Below are 23,075 nucleotides of genomic sequence, written 5' to 3'. Positions count from 1 at the left end.
TGGTGACCCGTACGGGAATCGAACCCGTGTTTCAGCCGTGAAAGGGCCGCGTCCTAACCGCTAGACGAACGGGCCACATGAAAGTGGCACTGTGTGCGAATTGCAAATGCAATAACGCCACCGATGGTGACCCGTACGGGAATCGAACCCGTGTTTCAGCCGTGAAAGGGCCGCGTCCTAACCGCTAGACGAACGGGCCACGGTCCCCAGCGGGGTCGGTGGCGTGGCGGCGCAATTAGGCGGGAGCGTTCGCAGCGTCAACCCTGAAATGGGCGAGAACGCGATCAATCTGCAAAGGCGGCGTCTTCAAGATGCAATTCGGCCTGCGGACGGCTGCCCCAGTCGTCGATCTTGACCCGGCCTGCGAGCCACAGCCGGCGTCCGCGCGACCCGTGGAGCAGGGCCTGGCCCATGTCGCTTTCGGCGGCACGGAAGGCGATTCCCTTGAAGCTGCGCCCGTCCTCGCCGCTGGCGATCAGGCGCACATGGTCGGTGCCGACGATATCGCATTTGACCAGCCGTACCGGGCCGACCGCAACGCGCGGGCCGGGCCAGCCGACGCCATAGGGACCGCCGCGATCGAGCGCTTCCACGAGGTCGGGCGTAAGGCCGCCCGGCGCCACGGCAAGGTCAAGCAGCATCTCGCGATTCTCGCCCGCACGCGAGACGGGACCTTCGAGATGCGCGTCGAGCCAGTCGGAAAAGGCTTCGAGCTTGTCTTCCGCCACCGTAAGCCCGGCGGCCATGGCGTGCCCGCCGCCCTTGACCAGCAAGCCTTCCTCGCGTGCCCGGATGATCGCTGCGCCGAGGTCCACGCCGGGGATTGAGCGGCCCGAACCTTTTCCTTCGCCATTCTCGTCGAGCGCGATGACGAGCGAGGGCTTGCCGCTCTTTTCCTTGATCCGCCCGGCGACGATGCCGATCACGCCCGGATGCCATCCGCGCGCTGCGACCACATGGATGGCACGGTTGTGCTGGGCGGCAAGCTGCTCTTCAGCGGCCTGCTGCACTTCGGCTTCGATCGCGCGGCGCTCCTCGTTGAGGGCGGAGAGCTGCGCGGCGATCTGCTGCGCTTCCTCGGCGTCCTGCGTGGTCAGCAGCCTTACGCCCAGCGTCGATTCGCCCACCCGGCCACCGGCGTTGATGCGCGGCCCGAGCGCAAAGCCGAGATCGGAGCAGGCCGGTGCGCGTTTGAGGCGGCTGGCGTCGATCAACGCCGCCATGCCGATATTGTCGCGCCGCCCCATGACCTTGAGACCCTGCGCCACGAAAGCGCGGTTGAGACCGTGAAGAGCCGCGACATCGGCCACCGTGCCGAGCGCCACCACGTCGAGCAGGGCGAAGAGGTCCGGCTCCTTGCGCTCCGCGAAGAACCCTTGCGCGCGCAGCGTCCGCACGAGTGCGATGGCGAGAAGGAAGGCAACCCCTACGGCGGCCAGATGCCCATGCGCCGCGGCAAGGTCGTTTTCGTCGAGCCTGTTCGGGTTCACCAGCGCAGCAGCGCGCGGCAGTTCGGGCGAGCACTTATGGTGGTCGACCACGATCACGTCGACGCCCGCATCGCTCGCCATCGCCAGCGCCTCATGCGCCATCGCGCCGCAATCGACGGTCACGATCAGGCTGGAACCCGCTTCGGCGAGCTTGACCAGAGCTTCACCCGATGGGCCGTAGCCTTCGAGCAAGCGGTCGGGGATGTAGTATTCGGCCTCCACGCCGAGATCGCGCAGCAGGCGGATGAGCAGCGCCGAACTGGTCGCCCCGTCGACATCGTAATCGCCGTAGATCGTGATCCGCTCGTTCGACAGCACCGCCTGCGCGATACGGTCGGCGGCGGTCTCCATGTCGTTGAATTCGGACGGGTCGGGCAGGAAATCGCGCAGGGTTGGCGAAAGGTGGCGCTGCAGATCGTCCTGCGCCACGCCGCGCGCCAGCAAGATTTGCCGGACGATCGCATCGGCATCACCGAAATGCCCCTGGCCGAGATCCATGTTGCCGCCACGCCAGCGCCAGGCGCGGCCGGTGAGCGAGTTCGAGACGCCGAAGATATGGGGAAGGGCGGTGGAAGCCATGCTCGGCCAATACCGCCACCACACGAGCCGGAGCAAGGCGCTTGCGTTGACAATCGACAGGAGCGGCATAGACCACGAGGGCATGGCCGACCGACATCTCCTGATCATTTGGCACAGCCGCACGGGAAGCTGCGAGGCGCTGGCCGAGGCGGCCTTTGAGGGTGCTGGCAACCACGCGCGGATCATGCGCGCAGCCGAAGTCCAGCCTCGGCATCTCGTCGCGGCCGACGGCTTCCTTTTCGTTTGTCCCGAAAACCTCGCCAGCATGAGCGGCGAGATGAAGGAGATGTTCGACCGCTGCTATTACCCGGTGCTCTCCAAGATCAATGGTCGCGCTTATGCTACGATCATCGCGGCGGGCACCGATGGCGAATGGGCGCAAAAGCAGATCGACCGGATTGCCAAGGGCTGGCGGTTGAAGCGCGTTGCCGAGCGCAAGATCGTCGACACGGGCGCACAGACGGAGGCGGAGATCCTCGCGCCCAAGGCGATAGCGCAGGATGACTTGGACGAAGCACGCGACATGGGCGCTGCCTTGGGTCAGGGGATTGCGGAAGGTATCTTCTGACTGGCGAGATTGCGCCGGATCGGAGGTAACACCCAATTCCAGACTCGACGAGGGTGCTGGAAACAGGCAAGAATCGCAGCAGGGATTGAAACGGGGGAAATAGGCTTGGCGCCTTTGCGGCACACTGACGGCGCTGGGCCGAACGCCTCCACGGCTGCGCTGTTTCTGCTTTTCGAGCCGAAGCAACGGCCGGATAGAGGCGCGGTGATCGCCGCAATGGAGCAGATCCCGCTGGCCAGCGTGATCCACGATCCGCGCGCAAAAGGCTCGCCGGACAGCGCGGCGTCGTCGCATCGCGAGTTTGCGGACCACGACTGGCTGGAATTTCTGTTGGCCGGGCTTAGTTTCGACCTGCTCGGAATGGCGCCCGGACCCTATATGAACCTGCCGCAGGACGCTCAGGCGATTGGTTTCGATTCCGGGTTCGACCCGCATTCCGGCGAGGCGCTTGCGCTCGTCCCCGGACCGCACATCGCTGATGATGCCAGCAGCCTCCCGATCGTGCGCGCGTGGCTGCAACTGGCGTGCGATCTGGTGGAGAAACTGGGCAGGGTAGAGGCTGTGTGCTGGGGTCCGGCACGGCTGGTCACACCCGCTTCGATGTTTCTGGCCGGCGTCAGAGGCTGGCTTTCGGGCGGACCGTTTCCTGCGCTCAATCTGGTCGCGACGGAAAGCGCGGAGGATAACCGGGTACAGAGCCGGGGGCTGGACTATCTCATCGGACAGGAAGTGTTGCTCGATGCAACGCTTTCGGACGACCGGATCGCGGCAGCAAAACTCCTAGCTCGGCTGGCGCACAGGCTGACCGGGGAAGGGGCAGTGCAGGATGTCCGGCAGCTGGCGCTGGAGGATGGGAGCGCCTTTGTGCTGACGCCTTCGCAAAGTGGCACCGTCCTAGAGGTATCCCGTATGTAGACGGTCGCTCGGTGGGGGTCGCAATCGAACACAAGGCGCGCGGCAGGCTGCCGTTTCGCAGCGTCAATCGGCGCGGGACACCGGGGTATGATCCGGGCCTGCAGCGGCACCACCTCCTGCCCCGCCAGCTTCTCTCGCGCCGTTGCTTCGCGACCATGTTCGAAGCCCTGGGAGTCGAGGCGATGGGCTTCGACGATTTCCGCGCCAACGGCGTCCTGCTCCCCGCGCGCGAGGAGGCGGTGTGGCGCACGCTCCTCCCACTCCATCGCGGGCCGCATCGCGACTATAACGGCATGGTGATCGACCGCGTAGGCCGGATCGAAAGCGCATGGGCGGTCTATCGTCGCTGCGATCCCCAAAAAGCGGGCGGCCAGGCGCTGATGCAGCTGGGACTGCTGCAAGGCGCGCTGAGGCGTCGCCTCTTCGACCAGTCCCGCCCGATCATGCTCAACCGCCGCGATCCCTCGTCGCGCCAGCCCGATTTTCGCGAGCTCGACGCGATGGCCGAAGCGCTGTGGGCGGCGGCCGCCTAAGCGGTGCGCGCCGCGAGCGCTTCCTTGGCTGCGATGTATTCCGCTTCCAGCCGCGCGACCATATCCTCGACAGGCCCGACTGATTTGACCGTGCCGATGCCCTGGCCCGAACCCCAGATGTCCTTCCAGGCCTTGGCCTTGGTGTTGCCGCCGCTGCCGAAGTTCATCTTCGAAGGGTCGCTGGTGGGGAGGTCGTCGGGATCGAGCCCGGCGTTCTCGATGCTCGAGCGCAAATAGTTGCCGTGCACGCCGGTGAAGAGGTTGGAATAAACGATCCCGTCGGCGCTGCCTTCGACAATACCCTGCTTGTAGCCATCGACCGCGTTGGCTTCCTCGGTCGCGATCCAGGGCGAGCCGATATAGGCGAAGTCCGCGCCCAGCGCCTGCGCGGCGAGGATCGAGCGGCCATGCGCGATCGAGCCGGAGAGCGCGACCAGCCCGTCGAACCATTCGCGGATTTCCTGCATCAGCGCGAAGGGGCTGAGCGTGCCGGCATGGCCGCCCGCACCGGCTGCCACGGGGATGAGCCCGTCCGCACCCTTCTCGATCGCCTTCCTCGCGAAACGGTTGTTGATCACATCGTGCATGGTGATTCCGCCCCAGCCTCGCACGGCGTTGAAGATTTCCTCACGCGCGCCGAGCGAGGTGATGACAAGCGGCACCTGCCACTTGGCGCAGGTCGCCATGTCCGCCTCGATCCGGTCGTTCGAACGGTGGACGATCTGGTTGACCGCGAAGGGGGCCGCGGGGCGATCCGGATTGTCGCGATTGTGCGCGGCCAGTTCCTCGGTGATCCGGTGGAGCCACTCGTCCAGCTCGCTTTGCGGACGCGCGTTGAGCGCCGGGAAGCTGCCGACTATGCCGGCCTTACACTGCGCGATGACCAGTTCCGGCCCGGAAACGATGAAGAGCGGCGAACCGATGACAGGGATACGCAGCTTGTCGAAGGGGGCGGGCAGGGTCATGCGGGGCTAGCTCCTTATGTGATGTCGGCGCAGGGCGTATGGCCATGCGCGCGGCTTGTCGAGAGTGACGTTACGTAAACGTCAACTCGTGGGAAGGACGTGCTCGATGCCGTAGGTCTTCGCCGCCGTGCCGGCGAAAAGCGCGCGCCGCTCGTCTTCGGAATGGCTGTGGGAGAGGCGCTTGAAGGCGTTCCACAAGACCTCGTAGCTCGCGCCCCAGCGGTCGACCGGATAGTTGGATTCGAACATGCACCGCCCAGGCCCGAAGGCATGGATGCAGGTTTCGATATAGGGCCGCCAGAGCCCGGCGAGATGCTCGGAAGTATGGCCCTTCATCGGGCCGTCTTCGGGCAGGCCGCAGAACGCCATCGCCAGCCCGCCGAGCTTGACCTGCACATTCGGGCATTCGGCCAGCGCGTGGATCGACTGGCGCCAGCGGTCGAAGTTCTCGTGAAGCTTGCCGCGATAGCAGGCGATGTTGAGCGGCGTGCCGCAATGGTCGAGCACGATGGTCTGGCCGGGAAAGGCGCGTGCCAGGTCCAGCACGTCGCCAAGCTGCGGCTCCAGCAACCAGGCGTCGAAGGTGAGGCCGTAGCCTGCATAGGCCGCGAACCCTTCGCGAAACGCGTCGGAGAGGTAGAGGCCCTCGGGCGCGTGGAAGGGAGGGCCGAGCACTTCGGGATCGGCATCCCAGGCGGCGGCGTGACGGATACCCCGAAACCGCCCGTTGCCCGCCGCGATGAGCGCCTCGATCACCGGCTTTACCGCATCGCCCAAGGTCAGGTCCGCATGGCCGACGATCCCGGCGCAAGGGCGGTAATCGCCATAGAGGCCGCTGGCCCCTTGCGCGGTGACGCCGTTCACGAACTCGACTTCGCCCACGCTCTTCATCGCGTCGTCGCGGCCTGCGTCGTAGAAGGCGCCGCATTCCATGAAGACCGTGCCGACGATGTTGTGGCCACCTTCCAGCCCGCCGCGCGTGTCCTGCTGGAGCTCGTCGAAAGTGTAGTAGGCCGCGCCTGCAATCGCTTCGATGAAGTCGTGGCGCGGTTCGGGGAAGGCGGGGACCAGTGGGCGCAGGTCCCAGAGGTGGTGGTGCGGATCGATGATCGGCAGGTCGGGATCGATGATCTCTTCGCTCATGTCGCGGCTCCTCTCAGGCCATTCCTACAGCTTGGAGCGCATGGAGCACGGTACGGTAAGAAAATCCAGTGGCCGCGTGAAACCCGCAGGAATGCGTGGGCTGAGGAGAGAGGGAGCGCGGCCATAAGCACCGTCTGGCGCATGGCGTGAATGTAGGAAAGGGGGCTTGGCTGAACGGCGCAGCCGATCACTCGCCCGGCATGTATCCGCCTTGCGAAACCAGTAGGCGGCGGATCTCGGCAGAGTCGAGTTCCTCGACCTCGGTGTTGACCGAAAGGAAGATCCGGCCGCGCTTGATCTCGCGTTCGTAAAGAGTGGCGGAAACCCCGTCGACATCGTGGTCGGTGAGCATCTTGGCAATCGCTCCGCCGGTTGCGCCGATGACGGAGCTGACCGCCGCGACGGGGGCGATCGAGGAACTCGCCAAGGCCCCGGCCACGGCAACGGGTCCGAGCCCGGGGATCATCAGGACGCCCACGCCGAGCACGGCGCCTGCGACACCGGCTCCGGTAATTGCGCCTGCCACGCTGCCGGGGCTGTACCCCTTTTGGCGCTGGTATTTTTCTTCGAGATATTCGCTTGCTCGCCACAGCATTGAAATTGAGTCCTCGCTCACCCCTTCGACCGTCAGCAGCGTCACGGCGCGCGTAGCGGCTTCGGGCTGGTCGAAGATCGCGGTGACGAGGTGCTGCCTGTCGCGCGCCATTTCATCGCGTGCGCGGAGGAAGGCTTTCGAGAAACGCTCCCGCTCGCGCTCGCTCTTGAAGCTGGCGCGCAGTCCGGCGGAATCATGGAGCTTCTGGACACTGGGTGTCTGCACCTTGGCGAAGAGCGTGCGCAGCAGCATTTCCACCGTGGTGCGCCGCAGCTTCTGGTCGGTCCCGCGGTTTATCCATTCGAGACTGTCGGGCCGCGGATGCGCGTCGTCCAGATAGTACAGCGCAGGCAGTTCCTCTGCCTTCACCACGTAAGCGTGCGCGGGTCCCCCAGTATCGCCCATATGATCACGGTTAACGCAAAAGCAACGAATTGACAAAGCTTCTTTGGCGCCAGTCCAGAAAAGGGAATTGCCTTTCGAGAGGTCAGAAATCGTAAACGCCTGTTTGGTATCGGATCTGCGGTTTAGGGGGATTCGTCATGACATTCGGACGCAAGGGCGCAGAGTTGGATACGGGCCGAGGTTCGCTGGGGGGTTTCGCAAATCCTGCGCCAGCGCGACGCTGGACGGCGCATGTGGAAGCCGACGAAGATTACGACGAGTACGAAGAAGTCGGTGAAAGCCTGTCGCGCAAGATGCGCCTTGCGGTCATCGGCGTGTCGATCCTGCTGGGGGTCCTGACGCTCGACGCGCTGGCGGCCGGGACCAGCATGATCACCCCGCTGCCCGATGGTGCCAGCTTCTATGCCAGCGTAACCGGCGCGGCCCTGGGGCTGCTGATCGGCGGCTATCTCTGGCTGACCAAGCCCGGCATGCGGGGCATTCGCATCACGCTCGGCATGCTGATCGGCTTTCCGCTGTTTATCGGCGCCTGGAGCAACATGATGCTGTGGCGCGCGGTCGAGCATGTCCATTTCGACTTTTCCGACGCGAAGTGGGAGCAGGCGGCTTATCCGGTCGAATATTTCAGCACGCCGTCGCGCCGCAGCTTTGGCTTCGACCGCTATTCGGTGGAAATCGATCCCTTCGATGTCGGCGGCAACACCGACATTCCGCTGCCCGAATGGCAGTGGGAGATGTATTATCTCCATCGCGACAGCCTGTGCGTGGTGGTCGAGCAGCGCAAATCGAAGGGCGGTCACATCCAGGTGAAAACCGACGGTAGCCTCAAATGGTCCGAACCCGAACCGGTCCAGTTCGTCCCTTGTCGCTGAGGTTCAGCCGCTAACCGCCGAATTGGCCGCGCTTAGCACGGCGCGGACGCTGGCTGTGGCGACGTCTTCGTCGATGCCGACGCCCCAGATGGTGCGCCCGTCCGGCGTGCGGCACTCGAGATAGGCGGCCGCGCGGGAATCGCGGCCCGTGGTCAGCGCGTGTTCGGTGTAATCGACGATTTCCAGCGCAAGGCCGAAGCTTTCCTCAATCGTCGAAAGGACGCTGGAGATCAGGCCGTTGCCGCGGCCTGAAACGCTCTGTTCCTGGCCCTGCACCGCGATCGTGCCGCTTAATAGGCGCGTGCCGTCCGTCGCGCGGCGCTCTTCGTAATCGACGAGCTGGAAGTGCTTCTTCTCGGTTTGGACGTGGTAGGCGGACTTGAACGCCTCCCATATGTCGGGCGCGCCCAATTCGCGGCCAAGTTCGTCCGCCATTCGCTGAACATGGGGAGAGAAATCGGCCTGCATTTTCTTGGGCAGCTTGAGGCCCTGGTCCTGCTCGAGCACCCAGGCGAAACCCCCCTTGCCGGATTGCGAATTGACGCGGATCACCGCCTCGTAGCTGCGGCCGAGATCGGCGGGGTCGATGGGCAGGTAGGGGACGCGCCAATGGGGATCGTTCTGCAGTTCGTTGGCGGCAAAGCCCTTTTTGATGGCATCCTGGTGACTGCCGGAGAACGCCGTGTAGACCAGCTCGCCGCCATAGGGGTGGCGCTGGTGGACGGGCAGTTCGTTGCAATACTCGACCGTCTCGATGACGCGGTCGATGTCGGAGAAGTCGAGCTTCGGGTCGACGCCCTGCGTGTACATATTCAAGGCCATGGTCACGAGGCAGCAATTGCCGGTGCGCTCGCCATTGCCGAACAGGCAGCCCTCGACGCGGTCCGCGCCCGCCATCAGCGCCAGCTCTGCTGCCGCCACGCCCGTGCCGCGATCGTTGTGGGTGTGGAGGCTGATCACCGCGCTCTCGCGCTTGGGCAGGTTGCGGATGAAATACTCGACCTGGTCGGCGTAGATATTGGGTGTGGCCGCCTCCACCGTGGCGGGCAGGTTGAGGATGATCGGGTGTTCGGGCGTGGGGGCGAGGACCTCCATCACCGCCTCGCAAACCTCGAGGCTGAAATCGAGTTCGGCGGTCGAGAAGGTTTCCGGGCTGTACTGAAAGTGCCAGTCGGTGCCGGGCTGCTTGCCCGCTTCGTCGCGCATGACCTTGGCGCCGTGCACCGCGATGTCGCGCACCTGGTCCTTCGTCATGCCGAAAACCACCTCGCGCCAGGCGGGGCTGACGGCGTTGTAGAGATGGACGATGGCCGCGCGCGCGCCGGTGAGGCTGGCGAAGCTGGTGCGGATCAGATCCTCGCGGCTCTGCGTCAGGACCTGCACGATCACGTCGTCGGGGATGCGGCCGGATTTCACGAGGCCCGAGATGAAATCGAACTCGGTCGCGCCCGCGCTGGGGAAGCCGACCTCGATTTCCTTCACGCCGACTTCCACCAGCAGGTCGAAGAAGCGGTTCTTCTTGTGCGCGTCCATCGGGTCGACGATCGCCTGGTTGCCGTCGCGCAGGTCGGTGCTGAGCCAGCGGGGCGGGGCGGTGATGGTGCGCGTGGGCCATTGCCGGTCGGTCAGGGGGACCTGCGGGAAGGGCGAATATTTGACGCTCGGGTCGCTGAGCATGGGCATCGGGAGGTACTCGTGTCGGTTACTGCGGCTGGTGGCGGGTCCCTTGGGTGCGCGGCGCACCTAGCTGGCACGCCAATATCACGCCCAAGGGCGGGTAAGTCGCAGGATTAGTCCGAGACGGGTCATGCCATGCTGCATTGCGCAATCTTGCCGCGTTTTCAAGCTCTGCTTTGCGAATTTATCGAAAGCGCAGCCGTTCGCGGTTCAATTGTTGCACCGAAGTGACGCCCATGAGCCGCATCGCGCGCTCGATCTCCTCCTTGAGGATGGTGAGGGCGCGCTCGACGCCCTCCTGTCCCGCCGCGGCGAGCGCGTAGAGGTATAGCCGTCCGCCCGAGGCCGCCGTCGCCCCCATGGCGAGGCTTTTCATGACATGCGTGCCGCGCCGCACACCGCCGTCGAGGATGATCTCGATTTCGCCGCCGACCGCATCGACGATCTCCTTGAGCTGGTCGAAAGGCGCGCGGCTGCCGTCGAGTTGGCGGCCGCCATGGTTGGAAATCCAGATCGCGTCGGCACCGATCTCCACCGCGCGGCGCGCATCGGCAACGCTCATCACGCCCTTCAATGCGAGGGTCCCGCCCCAGTCCTGACGGATGCGCGCGGCGGTGTCCCAATCCATGCCGGTGTCGAGCATGGTGTTGAAGTATTCCTGGATGCTGACCGCCTTGCCGCTGCCCTCGCTGACATAGCCGTCGAGATTGGGCAGGCGGAACTTCGGCCCGAAGACATAATCCAGCGTCCAACGCGGCCGCGTGGCGTAGCTCCACAGCGAGGATGCGGAAAAACGGGGCGGGGTGGTGAAGCCCGAGCGCAGGCAGCGTTCGCGCTTGCCGGATACGATGGTGTCCACAGTCAGCGCCAGCGCATCGAAATCGGCGGCCTTGCAACGCTCGATCATGCTGGCGTTGAGCCCCTTGTCCTTATGGACATAGAGCTGGAACAGCTTGGGCGCGCTGGTGAGGGCGGCGATTTCCTCGATCGAATGGGTGGCGAGGCTGGATATGCCAAACCACACGCCGAAGTTTTCCGCCGCCTTCGCCACCGCCCGCTCGCCATCGCGGTGGAAAGCCCGCTGGAGCGCGGTGGGGCTGAGCATGAGCGGCAGTTCGCTGCGGCAGCCCATGATGGTGCAACTGGTGTCGATCCGCTCCACCCCGGCGAGCACGTCGGGGACGAGGTCGACCTCTTCGAAGGCGGAGGTGTTGCGCGCCTTGGTCAGCTCGTCGTCCGCCGCGCCGTCGATATAGTCGAACACCGGCCAGGGCAGCTGCTTCTTCGCGAGGCGGCGGAAATCGTCGATGTTATGGCAATCGGAGAGCCTCACGCGCCTTCGACCCCGAACAGGCTGTTGAGCTCGTCCATCGAATAGCGCCGGGCGATGTTGAAGCGCTGGCCGCTGCTGCGCTTGAAGGCCTCGTAGCGCGGGTCGACCGGCAGGCAGGCCTCGCCGCAGGCCAGTTCGGTCGCCTCATCCTGCCAGCGGTTGTGCCAGATGCGCCCGCCCGGCGTGCCGACGAAGCCATCGATCCGCGCGTCGATATCGGTCGCAAGATCGAGGCTGGAGGGAATTTCCGAGGCGTATTGCGTGTCGAAGCCGCCATGCGAATGGAAGCTCGCCACCACGTGATAGCCCAGCGGTACACCCCAATCGAGCGCGCAGGCCGCCCGTTCGCCGGCATAGATTTTCGAGGTCTGGAGATTGCCCTCCTCGTCTTCGAAAATGACGCCGCAATATTCCTGGTTGTTGGCAATCGAGCGCGGCTGGATTTCGGCGAGCGTTGCGCGGGCGTAATCGGTAAGGGCGCTGGTGCTCACCACCCGTTCGCGGGCCGGCGCGCGCTCGCGGGTCAGCTGCGCGTAGACGATGGCAGCAAAAGCCACCGCGCACAGGGCATAGACGGCAGGGTGCGCGGCGGAAATTCTCATGGAATGAGTGAAAGCGGCTGCCTACGCGCTTTGCAAGGCCTGCCGTTCGGTTTCCGTCAGACGGTGCGGTTCGCTGATCGGCTCCAGCGTCTTGGGATCGAACAACGGATTGCGCCGACGGTCACCGGAAAAGATGTCTTTCACCAGCCGCTTGAAGAAGCTGCGCAGGAGCGCATTCATCGACAGCGGCTGAAGGCCGGTCGTATCTCCCGGCGCATCGGCGAGGTGGAGATGCCCCATCGGCTCGCCCAGAGCCGCGCGTCCTTCCGCATCGGCGTTGGCCAACAGCACGGTGGTGTAGGGCAGCTTGCCGTTGGCGTATGTGTTGAACATCGGCGTGTTGCAGCAGCTGGCGTACCAGCGCAGCGTCGGCTTGTCGGTCATGTGAAGACCGGCGAGCTTGTCCTTGCCGTGCTGGAAGGAAAGGCGGGCGCAGCGCGACTGGTACAGGGCCGTACCCCCATTGGCCTCGAGAATGCGATTCTCTTTGCCGAGGTACTTGGGTACGGATTGGCAATCCTCGCAATGGCAGTAAACGAAGTCACCTTCGTCCTTCGTCGCCTTTTCAACGCTGGCCTTCACCTCTCCGCAAGCGCAGGACAGTTTCAATGTTTCCGACACCCGCTGTCTCCCCTCAGCCCTAATACGCTAACAAAAGCGCGTGTTCTTTACTCGTTCGTTAGTAACAGTCCACCTTCGTGATGACGTTATTTTCATCGAGGATGATGTTGAGGCGCCCGTTTGAAAGATCTTCGGTATAAGCGGTCTCGGGCGGGAGCCAACGCAATTCGCGCACCGCAACCTCCTCCAGTTCCGCGCGCACGGCCGGGGTGCCGAGCCTGCCGACATAGGCCGCGGCGCGATCCGCTCCGCAAGTTTCCGGCAGGATGCCATGGCAATTGCTGCCTTCCGGGCGATCGTCGGATGCCCAAGGGGGGCAGCTGTCGGGAGCCTGCCAACTAACCTTCGGCTCTTCCGCAGTGCTGTCGGCGACCGGCGTTTCGCCCGGCATCGGCTGCGCGTCGTCGGGCGGCGTGGTTTCGGTGCAGGCGCAAAGGATCAGGGCGCTGCCCGATAGAAATGCGGTCCTGGCCGCGAGAATGAAAGTCATCGAAGTCCCTCCCCTGTCGCGTTCAATACTTCGAGCTTTCATCCCCTTGGCTGAACGGCAGTTTAATTCTTGTCCTTGTCGACCAGCTTGTTGGCACCGATCCACGGCATCATCGCGCGGAGCTGCGCGCCGGTCTTTTCGATCGGATGCGCGGCGGCGGCCTTGCGGCTGGCCTTGAGTTCGGGCTGGCCCGCCTGGTTGTCGAGCACGAAGTCCTTCACGAAGCGGCCCGACTGGATGTCCTTGAGCACGCGGCCCATTTCCGCCTTGGTCTCTTCGGTGATGATGCGCGGACCGGTCTTGATGTCACCGTATTCCGCGGTGTTCGAGATCGAATAGCGCATGTTGGCGATGCCGCCTTCGTAGAGCAGGTCGACGATCAGCTTGGTTTCGTGGAGGCATTCGAAATAGGCCATTTCGGGCGCGTATCCGGCTTCGACCAGCGTTTCGAACCCGGCCTGGATGAGGTGGGTGATACCGCCGCACAGCACCGCCTGTTCGCCGAAGAGGTCGGTTTCGCACTCTTCCTTGAAATCGGTTTCGATGATGCCCGAACGGCCGCCTCCGACGGCGCTGGCGTAGGAAAGCGCGAGCTGCTTGGCGAAGCCGTTGCCGCCCGACTGGTTCGACTCCTGATGGACCGCGATGAGGCAGGGCACGCCGCCGCCCTTAATATATTCGCCGCGAACGGTGTGACCCGGACCCTTGGGCGCAATCATGATGACATCGACATCGGCGGGCGGGTCGATCAGGCCGAAGTGGATGTTGAGACCGTGGGCGAAGGCGAGCGCAGTGCCGGGGCGCATCTTGCCCGCGACTTCATTGGCGTAGATCGCCGCCTGATGCTCGTCGGGTGCGAGGATCATCAGCACGTCCGCCCATTCGGCGGCCTCGGACACTGTCTTCACGGTGAAGCCAGCGCCTTCGGCTTTCTTCGCCGTGGCCGAACCTTCGCGCAGCGCGATGACGACCTCGCCGACCCCGCTGTCGCGCAGGTTCTGGGCGTGTGCGTGGCCCTGGCTGCCATAGCCGACGATCGCGACTTTCTTGTCCTTGATCAGCTGCTGGTCGCAATCGGCATCGTAATAGACTTGCATTGGATTCCTCGTTCTAGTTTGCGCCCCTACTCGGCAGAAGGGCCGCGCATCATTCCTACGATCCCCGAGCGACCGACCTCGACGAGGCCGAGTTCGCGCATCAGGGCGATGAAACTATCCACCTTGTCGGGCGAGCCGGTGAGCTCGAACACGAAGCTTTCGGTGGTGGTGTCGACGACATTGGCGCGGAACAATTCGGCAATGCGCAGCGCCTCGACGCGCGCGTCCCCTTTTCCGGCCACCTTCACCAGCGCCAGCTCGCGCTCGACATGCGCGCCGCTTTCGGTGAGGTCGATGACCCGATGCACAGGCACCAGCCGTTCGAGCTGGGCGCGGATCTGGTCGATGACCGGCTCGGGTCCGCGCGTCACCACGGTGATGCGGCTGATCGCGTGGTCCTCGGAAATGTCCGCCACGGTCAGGCTATCGATATTGTAGCCGCGCGCGGTGAAAAGGCCGGATATCTTCGCAAGGATACCCGCCTCGTTGTCGACGATGACATTGAGCACGTGCCGCTCGGAGGATTGCTCGGCGATTTTCATGCACCGCGGTCCTGCCACACGGGCGCGAACATGCGGCCAGCGCCGTCATACTCGCCAATGAACTGGCGGCCGCGGCGCACGGCTTCGAAATTCTCGGTCTGGCGCGAGAGGTCCAGCCCCTCGTCGATGAGCAACCAACTGCCGTCTTTCTGCTCCTGCGCCACATCGACGCCGAGGAAGCGCTGGCCGGTTTCTTCAATCCAATCGAGCAGCAGCTCCGCATTCTCGCGCGTGTACCAGTTGCGGCGCTGCGCCTTGGCGGCGAGCGCCGCGGGGAGTTCCTTGGAAATAACCATTATACGAGTGCCTTCGCTTCGTCGTCCATCGTGCCGCCGACCTGGTCGCCGTAGAGCAGCATGTCGGTATGCGCCGCGCCGCTGGGGATCATCGGGAAGCAGTTCGCTTCCTTGGCCACCTGGCAATCAACGATGACCGGCCCGTCATGCGCGAGCATCGCCTCGATGCCTGCATCGAGCTGGCTTTCGTCCTCGATGCGGATGCCTTTCCAGCCGTATGCCTCGGCCAGCTTCACGAAGTCGGGGAGGCTGTCCGAATAGCTGTTCGAATAGCGGCTTTCATAGGTAAGTTCCTGCCACTGGCGGACCATGCCCATATATTCGTTGTTGAGGATGAACACCTTCACCGGCAGGCGGAACTGGCTCGCCGTGCCAAGCTCTTGGATGTTCATCTGGATGCTCGCCTCGCCCGCAATGTCGATGACGAGGCTGCCCGGATTACCCAGCTGCGCGCCGATGGCTGCGGGCAGGCCGTAGCCCATCGTACCGAGACCGCCGCTGGTGAGCCACTTGTTCGGGCCCATGAAGCCGAAATACTGCGCCGCCCACATCTGGTGCTGGCCGACTTCGGTGGTGATGATGGGATCGCGGTCCTTGGTCAGCGCGAAGAGGCGTTCAATGCTCTTCTGCGGCATGATCTGCTCGGACTTCTCGGGATAGGCGAGACAGTCGCGCGCCTTCCAGCCGAGGATGCGCGCCTTCCATTCGGAAAGATCACGGCCCTTGCGGCTGCCCCAGCCTTCGAGAAGCTGGTCGAGCACATGACCGCAGTCGCCCACTATACCGAGGTCGACGGGGACAATCTTGTTTATCTGCGCGCGGTCGATGTCGATGTGGATTTTCTTGGCCTCGGGCGCGAAGGCGTCGAGCCTGCCCGTCACACGGTCGTCGAAGCGCGCGCCCACGGCCACGATCAGGTCGGCGCGGTTCATTGCCATGTTGGCTTCGTAGGTGCCGTGCATGCCCAGCATGCCGAGCCAGTCAGGATGATCGGCCGGAAACGCCCCGAGACCCATCAGCGTGCTGGTCACCGGCGCGCCGGTTGCGTGCTGGAGCTTGCGCAAGAGTTCGGAGGCGCGAGGGCCTGCATTGATCACGCCGCCACCGGTGTAGAACACGGGACGTTCCGCAGCGGCGAGCACCTCAACCGCCTCGGCAATCTCGTCCGCCGCGCCCACCATGCGCGGCTGATAGCGGTGCGAGGGCAGGGGGGCTTCGTCCTGCTCGCTCCAGCTGGCGAGCGCGATCTGCACGTCCTTGGGGATGTCCACGACGACCGGGCCGGGCCGTCCCGTGGTAGCGATGCGGAAGGCTTCCTCGATAGTGGCGCGCAGTCGCTCGGGGTCTTTCACGAGGTAATTGTGCTTGGTGCAGTGGCGGGTGAGGCCGACCGTATCCGCTTCCTGGAACGCGTCGGTCCCGATCAGGGCGGTCGGCACCTGGCCGGTGATCACCACCATGGGGATCGAATCCATATAGGCATCGGCAATTCCGGTTACCGCATTGGTGGCCCCGGGGCCGGAAGTGACGAGCACCACGCCGGGCTTGCCGGTAGAGCGGGCATAGCCTTCCGCCGCATGCGCCGCGCCCGCTTCATGGCGGACGAGGATATGACGGATGTCGTCGTCGGCAAAGAGTTCGTCATAGATCGGCAGCACCGCACCACCGGGATAGCCGAACACGAATTCGACTCCCTGTCGCTTGAGGCATTCGATCAATATGGCAGCTCCGCTGCGCTCTTCCGACACGGGTTTCCTCCATTCCTAGGCACAAATCGGCCCGGCGCTGGGGTCGTAGCGCCGGGCCGACTGGAGCTTCGGTATGGGAAACGAACAGCGTTCTGTCAACTTGTTTTGCGCAACAATGATACAAGAATGTCGTATTCATCGATAGTTTTCTTATCATCGCGCGGCCACGATCCCGGCGGCTGGTGCCTGAACCAAGTATATTGCCGCTTGGCGTACTGGCGTGTCGCGCGCTGGCCAGCGACGATACATTCATCCCGCGATAGATCGCCTTGGAGGAGGGCTGCGATCTCGGGCACACCGATGGCCCGCATGACCGGAAGCGAGGGATCGAGCTGGCGCGCCAGCAGCGCCTCGACCTCACCGATGGCCCCGCCGTCGAGCATCAGGACGAAGCGCCGGTCGCACCGCTCGTAAAGCCACTCACGTGCGGGCAGGAGGAGCAGAGGGTGAAGGTCGATCTGGGACCCGATCCCGCCCGTCTTTTGCGCCTGCCATTCCTTCAAGGAGCGTCCGGTCGAGCGCACGACTTCCAGCGCCCGCGTCGTGCGCGAAGCGTCGGCGGGCGCAAGGCGGGAGGCGGCCTCCGGGTCCTCCGCTTCCAGTGCCGCGCGCGCTTCTCCTTGCGACAAGGCACGCACCTGCTCGCGGATAGCGGGATCGATCTCGGGCACCGGGGCGATGCCTTCAAGCAGCGTGCGCATGTAGAGGCCCGTCCCGCCGCACAGAATCGGTACCGCGCCTTCTGCATGCAGGCTCGCGATCTCGCGTTTCGCCGCCGCGGCCCAGTCGGCTGCTGAGCAAGGCGTCGCCCCGTCCCAGGCGCCGAACAGGCGGTGCTCTATCCCGCCCATGTCCTCTTGGCTCGGGCGGGCCGAAAGGACGCGCAGATCGGCGTAGACCTGCGCACTGTCGGCGTTGAGCACCACGGCCTTCTTCCCTTGAGCCTCAAGCCGCTGCCCCAGACGCACGGCGAGATCGCTCTTGCCGCTGGCGGTCGGCCCTGCAATGAGCGCGACAGGTGGCAATTCAGGGGACGTATTGATGCTCATCGCACGGCTGATAGCAGAGGCTTCGGGTGTGGAAACCCGCCTCGACGCAGCGAGCGAGGCGCTCGGCAAGGCCGGTATGCCGGTGGCCGCGGCCGCCATGCTCGATTTCTGCAGCGATGTGCTCGAAGTCTCCCTGCCGCAGGGCGACGCGAAACAGGTCGCGGCTATCCTGACCGAGCATTTCGGCGAGAGCGACCTGCTGGTGGCCGATCACGCGATCGAAATCCCCCACCTCTTCGTGTCGGACATGGATTCGACGATGATCGGACAGGAATGCATCGACGAACTGGCCGATTTCGCGGGCATCAAGGACAAGGTCGCCGAGATCACGGAGCGCGCCATGCGCGGCGAGCTCGAGTTCGAAAGCGCGCTGCGCGAGCGCGTGGGCCTGCTCGAAGGGCTGGGCGAACGCGCGATCGACAATTGCCTTGCCGAGCGTATCGCCCCGGTGTCGGGCGCGCGCACGCTGGTGCAGACTTTGAAGTCGAAGGGCTGTCGCACGGTCCTCGTCACCGGCGGCTTCCACCATTTCGCCGATCGCGTGGCCGATCAACTCGGTTTCGAACGCGTGGTCGGCAACCGGCTCGCGGTGGCCAACGGCCAACTGACGGGCGCGCTGGCCGGGCCGGTCAGCGATGCCTCGACCAAACTCGCCACGCTCGAAGAAGAGCGCGGCAAACTGGGCGAGGGCGCGCGTGTGCTCGCCACCGGAGATGGCGCCAACGACATCCCGATGATCGAAGCGGCAGATTACGGCATCGCCTATCGCGCCAAGCCCAAGGCGCGCGATGCGGCCAACGGGCGGATCGTAAGCGAGGACCTGACAGGCGTGCTGAAACTGCTCGGCATTCCGGAGACTGAATGGGTGATGGGCTAACTTCGGTTTTGTTTCGGAACCGAAAGCTGATATTGACACTTTTGTCAGTAGAGGCACGCCCATGAGCCAGCAGATGAACCCCGTTTCCGATATCGAATGCGCCAGCGACGGCACGATCCTGCGCGACCCGCGTCGCCCCGAGCCTAAGTATTCGCTGCCCAAGGCCTATGGCCATTTCCGCGACCTGCTGAAGGACAAGGAAGAAACCAGCCACGTCTTCAAGATTTTCGAATCGCTGCCGAGCAAAAGCTTCATGCCCCGCGTACGGGCGCTGACGCTGAGCGAGCATGGCGAAAAGCTGCGTGTCGACGAACCCTATCTCCCGCCCATCCTCGATGACCATGCGGCCCTGCGCAAACTGCCCAAGGGCAGCGTGGCGCACGCCTATTGCGACTTCATGGAAAGCGAAGGCCTGTCGGCTGCCGGTTTGGTCGAAGAGGCAGAAAAGCTCGGCAATCCGAAGTATGGCGACCTCGTCGAATGGTTCGGTTTCCGCCAGCGCGACACGCATGATTTGATGCATGTCCTTACCGGCTACGGCCGCGACGGACTAGGCGAACAATGCGTCCTGCTTTTCACCCACGGCCAGAGCCCGAGCCACGGGCACTTGCTCATCGGCTATGCGGGTGCGCTGCAGATCAAGAAAACGGTGAAGAGCGCAGCGCCGGTCTTCAAGGCCTGCCGCCAGGCGCACAGGACGGGTGTGGCCTGTCCCGCTCTTGTTGGCATGTCCATCCGCGAACTTCTCGCCACCGACCTCGAAGAGGCCCGCGCGAAGTTCAACATTCCGGACCCGCACTGGTACAAGGAATGCCACCGCATCTGGCGCCGCGAGGGCATCGACCCCTACGACCTGCTCGCCGAACCGGCCGAGCCGCAAGCGGTAGCGGCTTAGGCGGTCAGAGCCAGCTGGCGATCTGAGTCAGCGGCTTTTTCTTCAAGGCATGCGCCGGGACGGTGGCGCCCTCTTCGGGGTGTCCGACCACGACCACCATCAACGGCTTCTCATGCTCGGGGCGATCGCAGATATCGCGCAGGAAGCCCATGGGTGAGGGCGTGTGCGTCAGCGTGGCGAGGCCCGCCTCGTGCAGCGTCGCGATCAGCATGCCGCAGGCGATGCCGACGCTCTCGTTGACGTAGTAATTCTGCGTCTTGCCGTCCTCCTCGATCCCGCCCTTGCGCTGGGCGAAGACCACGATGAGCCAGGGAGCGGTCTCGAGAAAGGGCTTGTCCTCGTCCGTGCCGAGCGGGGCGAGGGCGTCGAGCCATTCGTCGCTCGCCTTGCCGGCGTAGAAATTGCGCTCTTCCTCTTCGGCGGCCTCGCGGATCGCGCGCTTCTTCTCGGGCGAGGAGACGACGGCGAAGTGCCAGGGCTGGTGGTTGGCGCCATTTGGCGCGGTGCCGGCGGCTTCGATCGCCGCTTCGATCACTTCGCGCGGGACGGGTTCGTCGGAAAAATAGCGGCAGGTGCGGCGCTGTTTCAGCCGGTCGCGCATGGCGCGGGCGCGGGTGACAGCCTCATCGTCTGCAAACCGTTCGAGCGAATAGGCGACGCTCTCGTGATCCTTCATGAGCGCAGTTCCTTGCGTATCGCGAATTTGAGACCCGACCAGACCTCGTCCACCGCGCATTTCTTCGTATCGACGAAGCCGAGCGCCAGACCCGCCTCGCGGACCTCGTGCGCGCCAATTTCGGTCGCCACGCCGGAGGCCTGCTTGGGCCAGCTGACCCATACCTGACCGTCCTGCGCGATGCTCTGTCGCAGCACTTCCAGCTTCTCCGTCAGAGCAGCGCGTTCGGTTACGAATATATGCGCTGCATCGGGTGCGTCTTCCGGGCCTTCGACGAAGGTCAGTTCGAGCGCGTATTCGTCGATCTCGTCGATCACGTTCTCGGGCATCCCGTCGAACCACACACGCTGGCCGTCGCGTAGGTTGAGCTTCTTGGCGAGCGGAGTTCCGGAATAGCCTGCGGTCATGTCACCATCCTTGCATCAGGCAGTCGCCATAGTCGACCGCGAGATGCCACAAGGCCCCCAAGCCAAAGGCGCGCGCCCACCAGCGCGGGACGGCGAGAAGGACGAGGTAGATGGCCGCCGCGATCCCCCCGTGCAGCGGATGGAAGCCGATGCTGCAGCGGTTCGGGTCGAACATCGGGTCGGCCAGCAAATGGTCGAGATCGATGAGGTTGGCCGCAGCCATGACTGCGCCGAAGCGCAGCCAGTTCTCCGCCGCGATGAGCCGTGCAAGCAGGAAGGGCGCCAGCCAGTGCCCGCCGTAATGCACAACTAGCTGAAGTACCGCCACCTCACCTCCGTTCGCCCTGAGCTTGTCGAAGGGCCGCCCTTCTTTTCTGCGCCGCCGGATGAAGTAGAGGACGGGGCTTCGACAGGCTCAGCCCGAACGGATTTTTGGTCGTGCGCCTTACGACTCCATCCACTCGTCGAAGAAGCTGCGATGTGCCGCGCGCATTTCGTCGACGGACTTGCCGAAGAGCGTGTTGCCGCCAGTCTTGCCGATGCGGCGGAAGCCGATGGAGGCGGTCTCGTCGTTCTCCGTGCCCTTGGCGAGCGCTTCGTTGAGCGCCTGCGTGTCGGGGACGGTCACGACGTAGCGGCCCTGGTCCTCGCCGAACCACCATGCAGCCTTGGAATATTCCTCGTTCCACTCGACATCGGCGCCGATACCGCCGGCCATGGCCATTTCGGCAAGCGCGATGGCGAGGCCGCCGTCGGAGACATCGTGGACCGCGCTGACGAGACCGTCGGCGATGAGCTGCAGGATGATCTTGCCCGCGTTCTTCTCGACCGTGAGGTCGGTCGGCGGGGTACGACCTTCGTCGCGGCCATGGATTTCCGACAGCCACAGCGACTTGCCGAGATGCGAACGTTCCGGATCGGCAGTGGCCCATTCCTCGGCGTGGATGAGGTAGATCGCCTCACCCTCGGCCTTGAACGGCATGGTCATCATGCGGTCGTAATCGTCGATCAGGCCGACACCGCCGATGGCGGGGGTGGGCAGGATGGCGCTGCCGCCGCCTGTCGCCTTGCTCTCGTTGTAGAGGCTGACATTGCCGCTCACGATCGGGAAATCGAGCACGCGGCAGGCACGGCCCATGCCTTCGAGCGCGTGGACGAACTGGCTCATGATCTCGGGACGCTGCGGGTTGGCGAAGTTGAGGCAATTGGTCACTGCCAGCGGACGCGCGCCCACTGCACACAGGTTGCGATAGGCTTCGGCAATCGCCTGCTTGCCGCCCTCATAGGGGTCGGCATGAACATAGCGCGGGGTGCAGTCGGTGCTGATCGCCAGCGCCTTCTTCGTGCCATGGACGCGGACCACACCGGCATCGCCGCCGGTCTGGAGCGTGTCCGCGCCAACCTGGCTGTCGTACTGTTCGCTGATCCACTTGCGCGACGACAAGTTGGGCGAAGCGAGCAGCTTCATCAAATCGCCGCCTACGTCGTCCGTGTCCGGACGCTCCGTCATCGGCTTGATGCCAGCCCACGCGGTGTATTCTTCCTTCGAGAGGTAAGGGCGGTCGTATTCGGGCGCATCGGCCGCGAGCGGGCCGAGCGGTATGTCGCATACCACTTCACCGCCAAATTCGAGCACCATGTGCTGCGTGTCGGTGACTTCGCCGATGACCGCGAAATCGAGCTCCCACTTCTCGAAGATCGCCGCCGCCATCGCTTCCTTGCCTGGCTTCAGCACCATGAGCATGCGCTCCTGGCTTTCGCTCAGCATCATTTCGTACGGCGTCATGCCCTCTTCGCGGCAGGGGACCTTGTCCATGTCGAGGCGGATGCCGGCCTTGCCGTTGGTCGCCATTTCGACGCTGGAGGAGGTCAGGCCCGCCGCGCCCATGTCCTGGATCGCGACGATGGCATCGGTGGCCATCAGTTCGAGGCAGGCTTCGATGAGCAGCTTCTCGGTGAAGGGGTCCCCCACCTGCACGGTGGGGCGCTTGGCGTCGGCGTCTTCCTCGAAATCGGCGCTTGCCATGGTCGCACCGTGGATCCCGTCGCGCCCGGTCTTCGAACCGACATAGACGATCGGATTGCCCACGCCGGTCGCGGCCGAATAGAAGATCTTATTCGCATCGGCGACGCCCACCGTCATCGCGTTGACGAGGATGTTGCCGTCATAGGCGGGATTGAAGTTCGTCTCGCCGCACACGGTCGGCACGCCGACGCAATTGCCGTAGCCCCCGATGCCTGCGACCACGCCCTGCACGAGGTGCTTCATCTTCGGATGCTCGGGACGTCCGAAGCGCAGCGCGTTGGCATTAGCCACCGGCCGCGCGCCCATGGTGAAGACATCGCGCAGGATGCCACCGACGCCGGTCGCCGCGCCCTGGTAGGGCTCGATGTAGCTCGGATGGTTGTGGCTCTCCATCTTGAAGATGGCTGCCTGTCCGTCACCGATATCGATCACGCCCGCGTTCTCGCCCGGACCGCAGATCACCCAGGGCGCTTCGGTCGGCAACTTCTTCAAGTGGAGTCGCGAGGACTTGTAGGAGCAGTGCTCGCTCCACATGACCGAAAAGATGCCCAGTTCCACAAGGTTGGGCTCGCGACCGAGTGCGTGCAGGACGCGGTCGTATTCTTCTTCGGAGAGGCCGTGCTGGGCGACGATGTCGGGGGTGATTTCGCTCATGGACCGCGCCCTTATAAGGA

24 protein-coding genes and 2 tRNA genes are annotated in these 23,075 nt (G+C 64.4%); 6 read left to right on the top strand and 20 right to left on the bottom strand.

The genetic code is table 11. The annotated features are described in order from the left end of the window. The 3 genes from K3148_RS13805 to recJ form a co-directional block, all read right to left on the bottom strand. A tRNA-Glu gene (locus tag K3148_RS13805) sits at positions 1-75 on the bottom strand. Between the two features lie 49 nt (positions 76-124). After that, positions 125-199, bottom strand: a tRNA-Glu gene (locus tag K3148_RS13800). Positions 200-284: 85 nt separating this feature from the next. Then, complete coding sequence (gene recJ, locus K3148_RS13795) at positions 285-2,069, bottom strand: single-stranded-DNA-specific exonuclease RecJ (RefSeq protein ID WP_221425323.1); 1,785 nt, start codon at positions 2,067-2,069, stop codon at positions 285-287. Between the two features lie 82 nt (positions 2,070-2,151). Here recJ and K3148_RS13790 point away from each other — a divergent pair, with 82 nt between their 5' ends. The 3 genes from K3148_RS13790 to K3148_RS13780 all read left to right on the top strand — a co-directional run bounded on the left by K3148_RS13790 (position 2,152) and on the right by K3148_RS13780 (position 4,085). Continuing rightward, a complete protein-coding gene (locus K3148_RS13790; protein ID WP_221425322.1) occupies positions 2,152-2,637 on the top strand; it encodes a flavodoxin family protein in 486 nt (161 codons plus the stop codon). Between the two features lie 114 nt (positions 2,638-2,751). Next, a complete protein-coding gene (locus K3148_RS13785; protein WP_221425321.1) occupies positions 2,752-3,552 on the top strand; it encodes a hypothetical protein in 801 nt (266 codons plus the stop codon). 11 nt (positions 3,553-3,563) lie between these two features. Beyond that, positions 3,564-4,085: an AHH domain-containing protein gene (locus K3148_RS13780; protein ID WP_282099588.1), complete on the top strand. Its 522-nt coding sequence runs from the start codon at positions 3,564-3,566 to the stop codon at positions 4,083-4,085. On the opposite strand, the gene K3148_RS13775 is transcribed toward K3148_RS13780, so the two are convergent. From K3148_RS13775 to K3148_RS13765, 3 genes are all read right to left on the bottom strand, one after another. Continuing rightward, positions 4,082-5,050: an NAD(P)H-dependent flavin oxidoreductase gene (locus K3148_RS13775; RefSeq protein ID WP_221425320.1), complete on the bottom strand. Its 969-nt coding sequence runs from the start codon at positions 5,048-5,050 to the stop codon at positions 4,082-4,084. The genes K3148_RS13780 and K3148_RS13775 overlap by 4 nt on opposite strands. Before the next feature lie 81 nt (positions 5,051-5,131). Beyond that, a complete protein-coding gene (locus K3148_RS13770; protein WP_221425319.1) occupies positions 5,132-6,193 on the bottom strand; it encodes an amidohydrolase family protein in 1,062 nt (353 codons plus the stop codon). 187 nt (positions 6,194-6,380) lie between these two features. After that, on the bottom strand, positions 6,381-7,193 hold the full coding sequence (locus K3148_RS13765; protein WP_221425318.1) for a hypothetical protein: 813 nt from the start codon (positions 7,191-7,193) through the stop codon (positions 6,381-6,383). Positions 7,194-7,426: 233 nt separating this feature from the next. On the opposite strand from K3148_RS13765, the gene K3148_RS13760 reads away from it, so the two are divergent. Continuing rightward, entirely contained in the window at positions 7,427-8,065 is a 639-nt protein-coding gene (locus K3148_RS13760) for a hypothetical protein (RefSeq protein WP_221425317.1), read from the top strand. A gap of 3 nt (positions 8,066-8,068) precedes the next feature. Here K3148_RS13760 and leuA read toward each other — a convergent pair whose 3' ends face one another. The 10 genes from leuA to miaA all read right to left on the bottom strand — a co-directional run bounded on the left by leuA (position 8,069) and on the right by miaA (position 17,520). Beyond that, a complete protein-coding gene (leuA, locus tag K3148_RS13755) occupies positions 8,069-9,748 on the bottom strand; it encodes a 2-isopropylmalate synthase (protein WP_221425316.1) in 1,680 nt (559 codons plus the stop codon). A 178-nt stretch (positions 9,749-9,926) separates the two neighbouring features. Beyond that, a complete protein-coding gene (locus K3148_RS13750) occupies positions 9,927-11,075 on the bottom strand; it encodes an alpha-hydroxy acid oxidase (protein WP_221425315.1) in 1,149 nt (382 codons plus the stop codon). Then, positions 11,072-11,677 carry a DUF4329 domain-containing protein gene (locus tag K3148_RS13745; protein WP_221425314.1) on the bottom strand — a complete coding sequence of 202 codons (606 nt, stop codon included), beginning with the start codon at positions 11,675-11,677 and terminating at the stop codon, positions 11,072-11,074. Before K3148_RS13745 ends, K3148_RS13750 begins: the two co-directional genes overlap by 4 nt. A 21-nt stretch (positions 11,678-11,698) precedes the next feature. After that, positions 11,699-12,298, bottom strand: a complete 600-nt coding sequence (locus K3148_RS13740; protein ID WP_221425313.1) for a DUF6151 family protein — start codon at positions 12,296-12,298, stop codon at positions 11,699-11,701. Between the two features lie 58 nt (positions 12,299-12,356). Then, positions 12,357-12,788: a hypothetical protein gene (locus K3148_RS13735; protein WP_221425312.1), complete on the bottom strand. Its 432-nt coding sequence runs from the start codon at positions 12,786-12,788 to the stop codon at positions 12,357-12,359. A gap of 62 nt (positions 12,789-12,850) precedes the next feature. After that, positions 12,851-13,885: a ketol-acid reductoisomerase gene (ilvC, locus tag K3148_RS13730; protein WP_221425311.1), complete on the bottom strand. Its 1,035-nt coding sequence runs from the start codon at positions 13,883-13,885 to the stop codon at positions 12,851-12,853. A 26-nt stretch (positions 13,886-13,911) separates the two neighbouring features. Then, the gene (ilvN, locus tag K3148_RS13725) at positions 13,912-14,427 is read right to left on the bottom strand and encodes an acetolactate synthase small subunit (protein ID WP_221425310.1); all 516 of its coding nucleotides are present in this window, start codon (positions 14,425-14,427) and stop codon (positions 13,912-13,914) included. Then, entirely contained in the window at positions 14,424-14,723 is a 300-nt protein-coding gene (locus K3148_RS13720; protein ID WP_221425309.1) for a hypothetical protein, read from the bottom strand. Before K3148_RS13720 ends, ilvN begins: the two co-directional genes overlap by 4 nt. Continuing rightward, on the bottom strand, positions 14,723-16,471 hold the full coding sequence (gene ilvB / locus K3148_RS13715; RefSeq protein WP_221425308.1) for a biosynthetic-type acetolactate synthase large subunit: 1,749 nt from the start codon (positions 16,469-16,471) through the stop codon (positions 14,723-14,725). Before ilvB ends, K3148_RS13720 begins: the two co-directional genes overlap by 1 nt. A 95-nt stretch (positions 16,472-16,566) precedes the next feature. Next, positions 16,567-17,520: a tRNA (adenosine(37)-N6)-dimethylallyltransferase MiaA gene (miaA, locus tag K3148_RS13710; protein ID WP_221425307.1), complete on the bottom strand. Its 954-nt coding sequence runs from the start codon at positions 17,518-17,520 to the stop codon at positions 16,567-16,569. On the opposite strand from miaA, the gene serB reads away from it, so the two are divergent. After that, on the top strand, positions 17,513-18,397 hold the full coding sequence (serB, locus tag K3148_RS13705; protein ID WP_221425306.1) for a phosphoserine phosphatase SerB: 885 nt from the start codon (positions 17,513-17,515) through the stop codon (positions 18,395-18,397). The genes miaA and serB overlap by 8 nt on opposite strands. 61 nt (positions 18,398-18,458) lie before the next feature. After that, positions 18,459-19,292: a ubiquinone biosynthesis protein COQ4 gene (locus tag K3148_RS13700; RefSeq protein ID WP_247711593.1), complete on the top strand. Its 834-nt coding sequence runs from the start codon at positions 18,459-18,461 to the stop codon at positions 19,290-19,292. Positions 19,293-19,296: 4 nt separating this feature from the next. Here the strand turns inward: K3148_RS13700 and K3148_RS13695 are convergent, their stop codons facing one another. The 4 genes from K3148_RS13695 to purL all read right to left on the bottom strand — a co-directional run bounded on the left by K3148_RS13695 (position 19,297) and on the right by purL (position 23,055). Continuing rightward, on the bottom strand, positions 19,297-19,968 hold the full coding sequence (locus tag K3148_RS13695) for a nitroreductase family protein (protein ID WP_221425305.1): 672 nt from the start codon (positions 19,966-19,968) through the stop codon (positions 19,297-19,299). Next, positions 19,965-20,375 (bottom strand): DUF3052 family protein, encoded by a 411-nt coding sequence (locus K3148_RS13690; RefSeq protein WP_221425304.1) that lies wholly within the window; start codon positions 20,373-20,375, stop codon positions 19,965-19,967. Before K3148_RS13690 ends, K3148_RS13695 begins: the two co-directional genes overlap by 4 nt. Position 20,376: 1 nt before the next feature. Continuing rightward, a complete protein-coding gene (locus K3148_RS13685; protein ID WP_221425303.1) occupies positions 20,377-20,703 on the bottom strand; it encodes a DUF6122 family protein in 327 nt (108 codons plus the stop codon). A 117-nt stretch (positions 20,704-20,820) separates the two neighbouring features. Continuing rightward, entirely contained in the window at positions 20,821-23,055 is a 2,235-nt protein-coding gene (purL, locus tag K3148_RS13680) for a phosphoribosylformylglycinamidine synthase subunit PurL (RefSeq protein ID WP_221425302.1), read from the bottom strand. Between the last annotated feature and the right edge of the window lie 20 nt (positions 23,056-23,075).

It is taken from the genome of Qipengyuania aurantiaca (assembly GCF_019711375.1).
In the GTDB taxonomy this organism is placed as follows: Bacteria; Pseudomonadota; Alphaproteobacteria; order Sphingomonadales; family Sphingomonadaceae; genus Qipengyuania; species Qipengyuania aurantiaca.
This window is presented reverse-complemented; position numbering and strand designations above follow the sequence as displayed.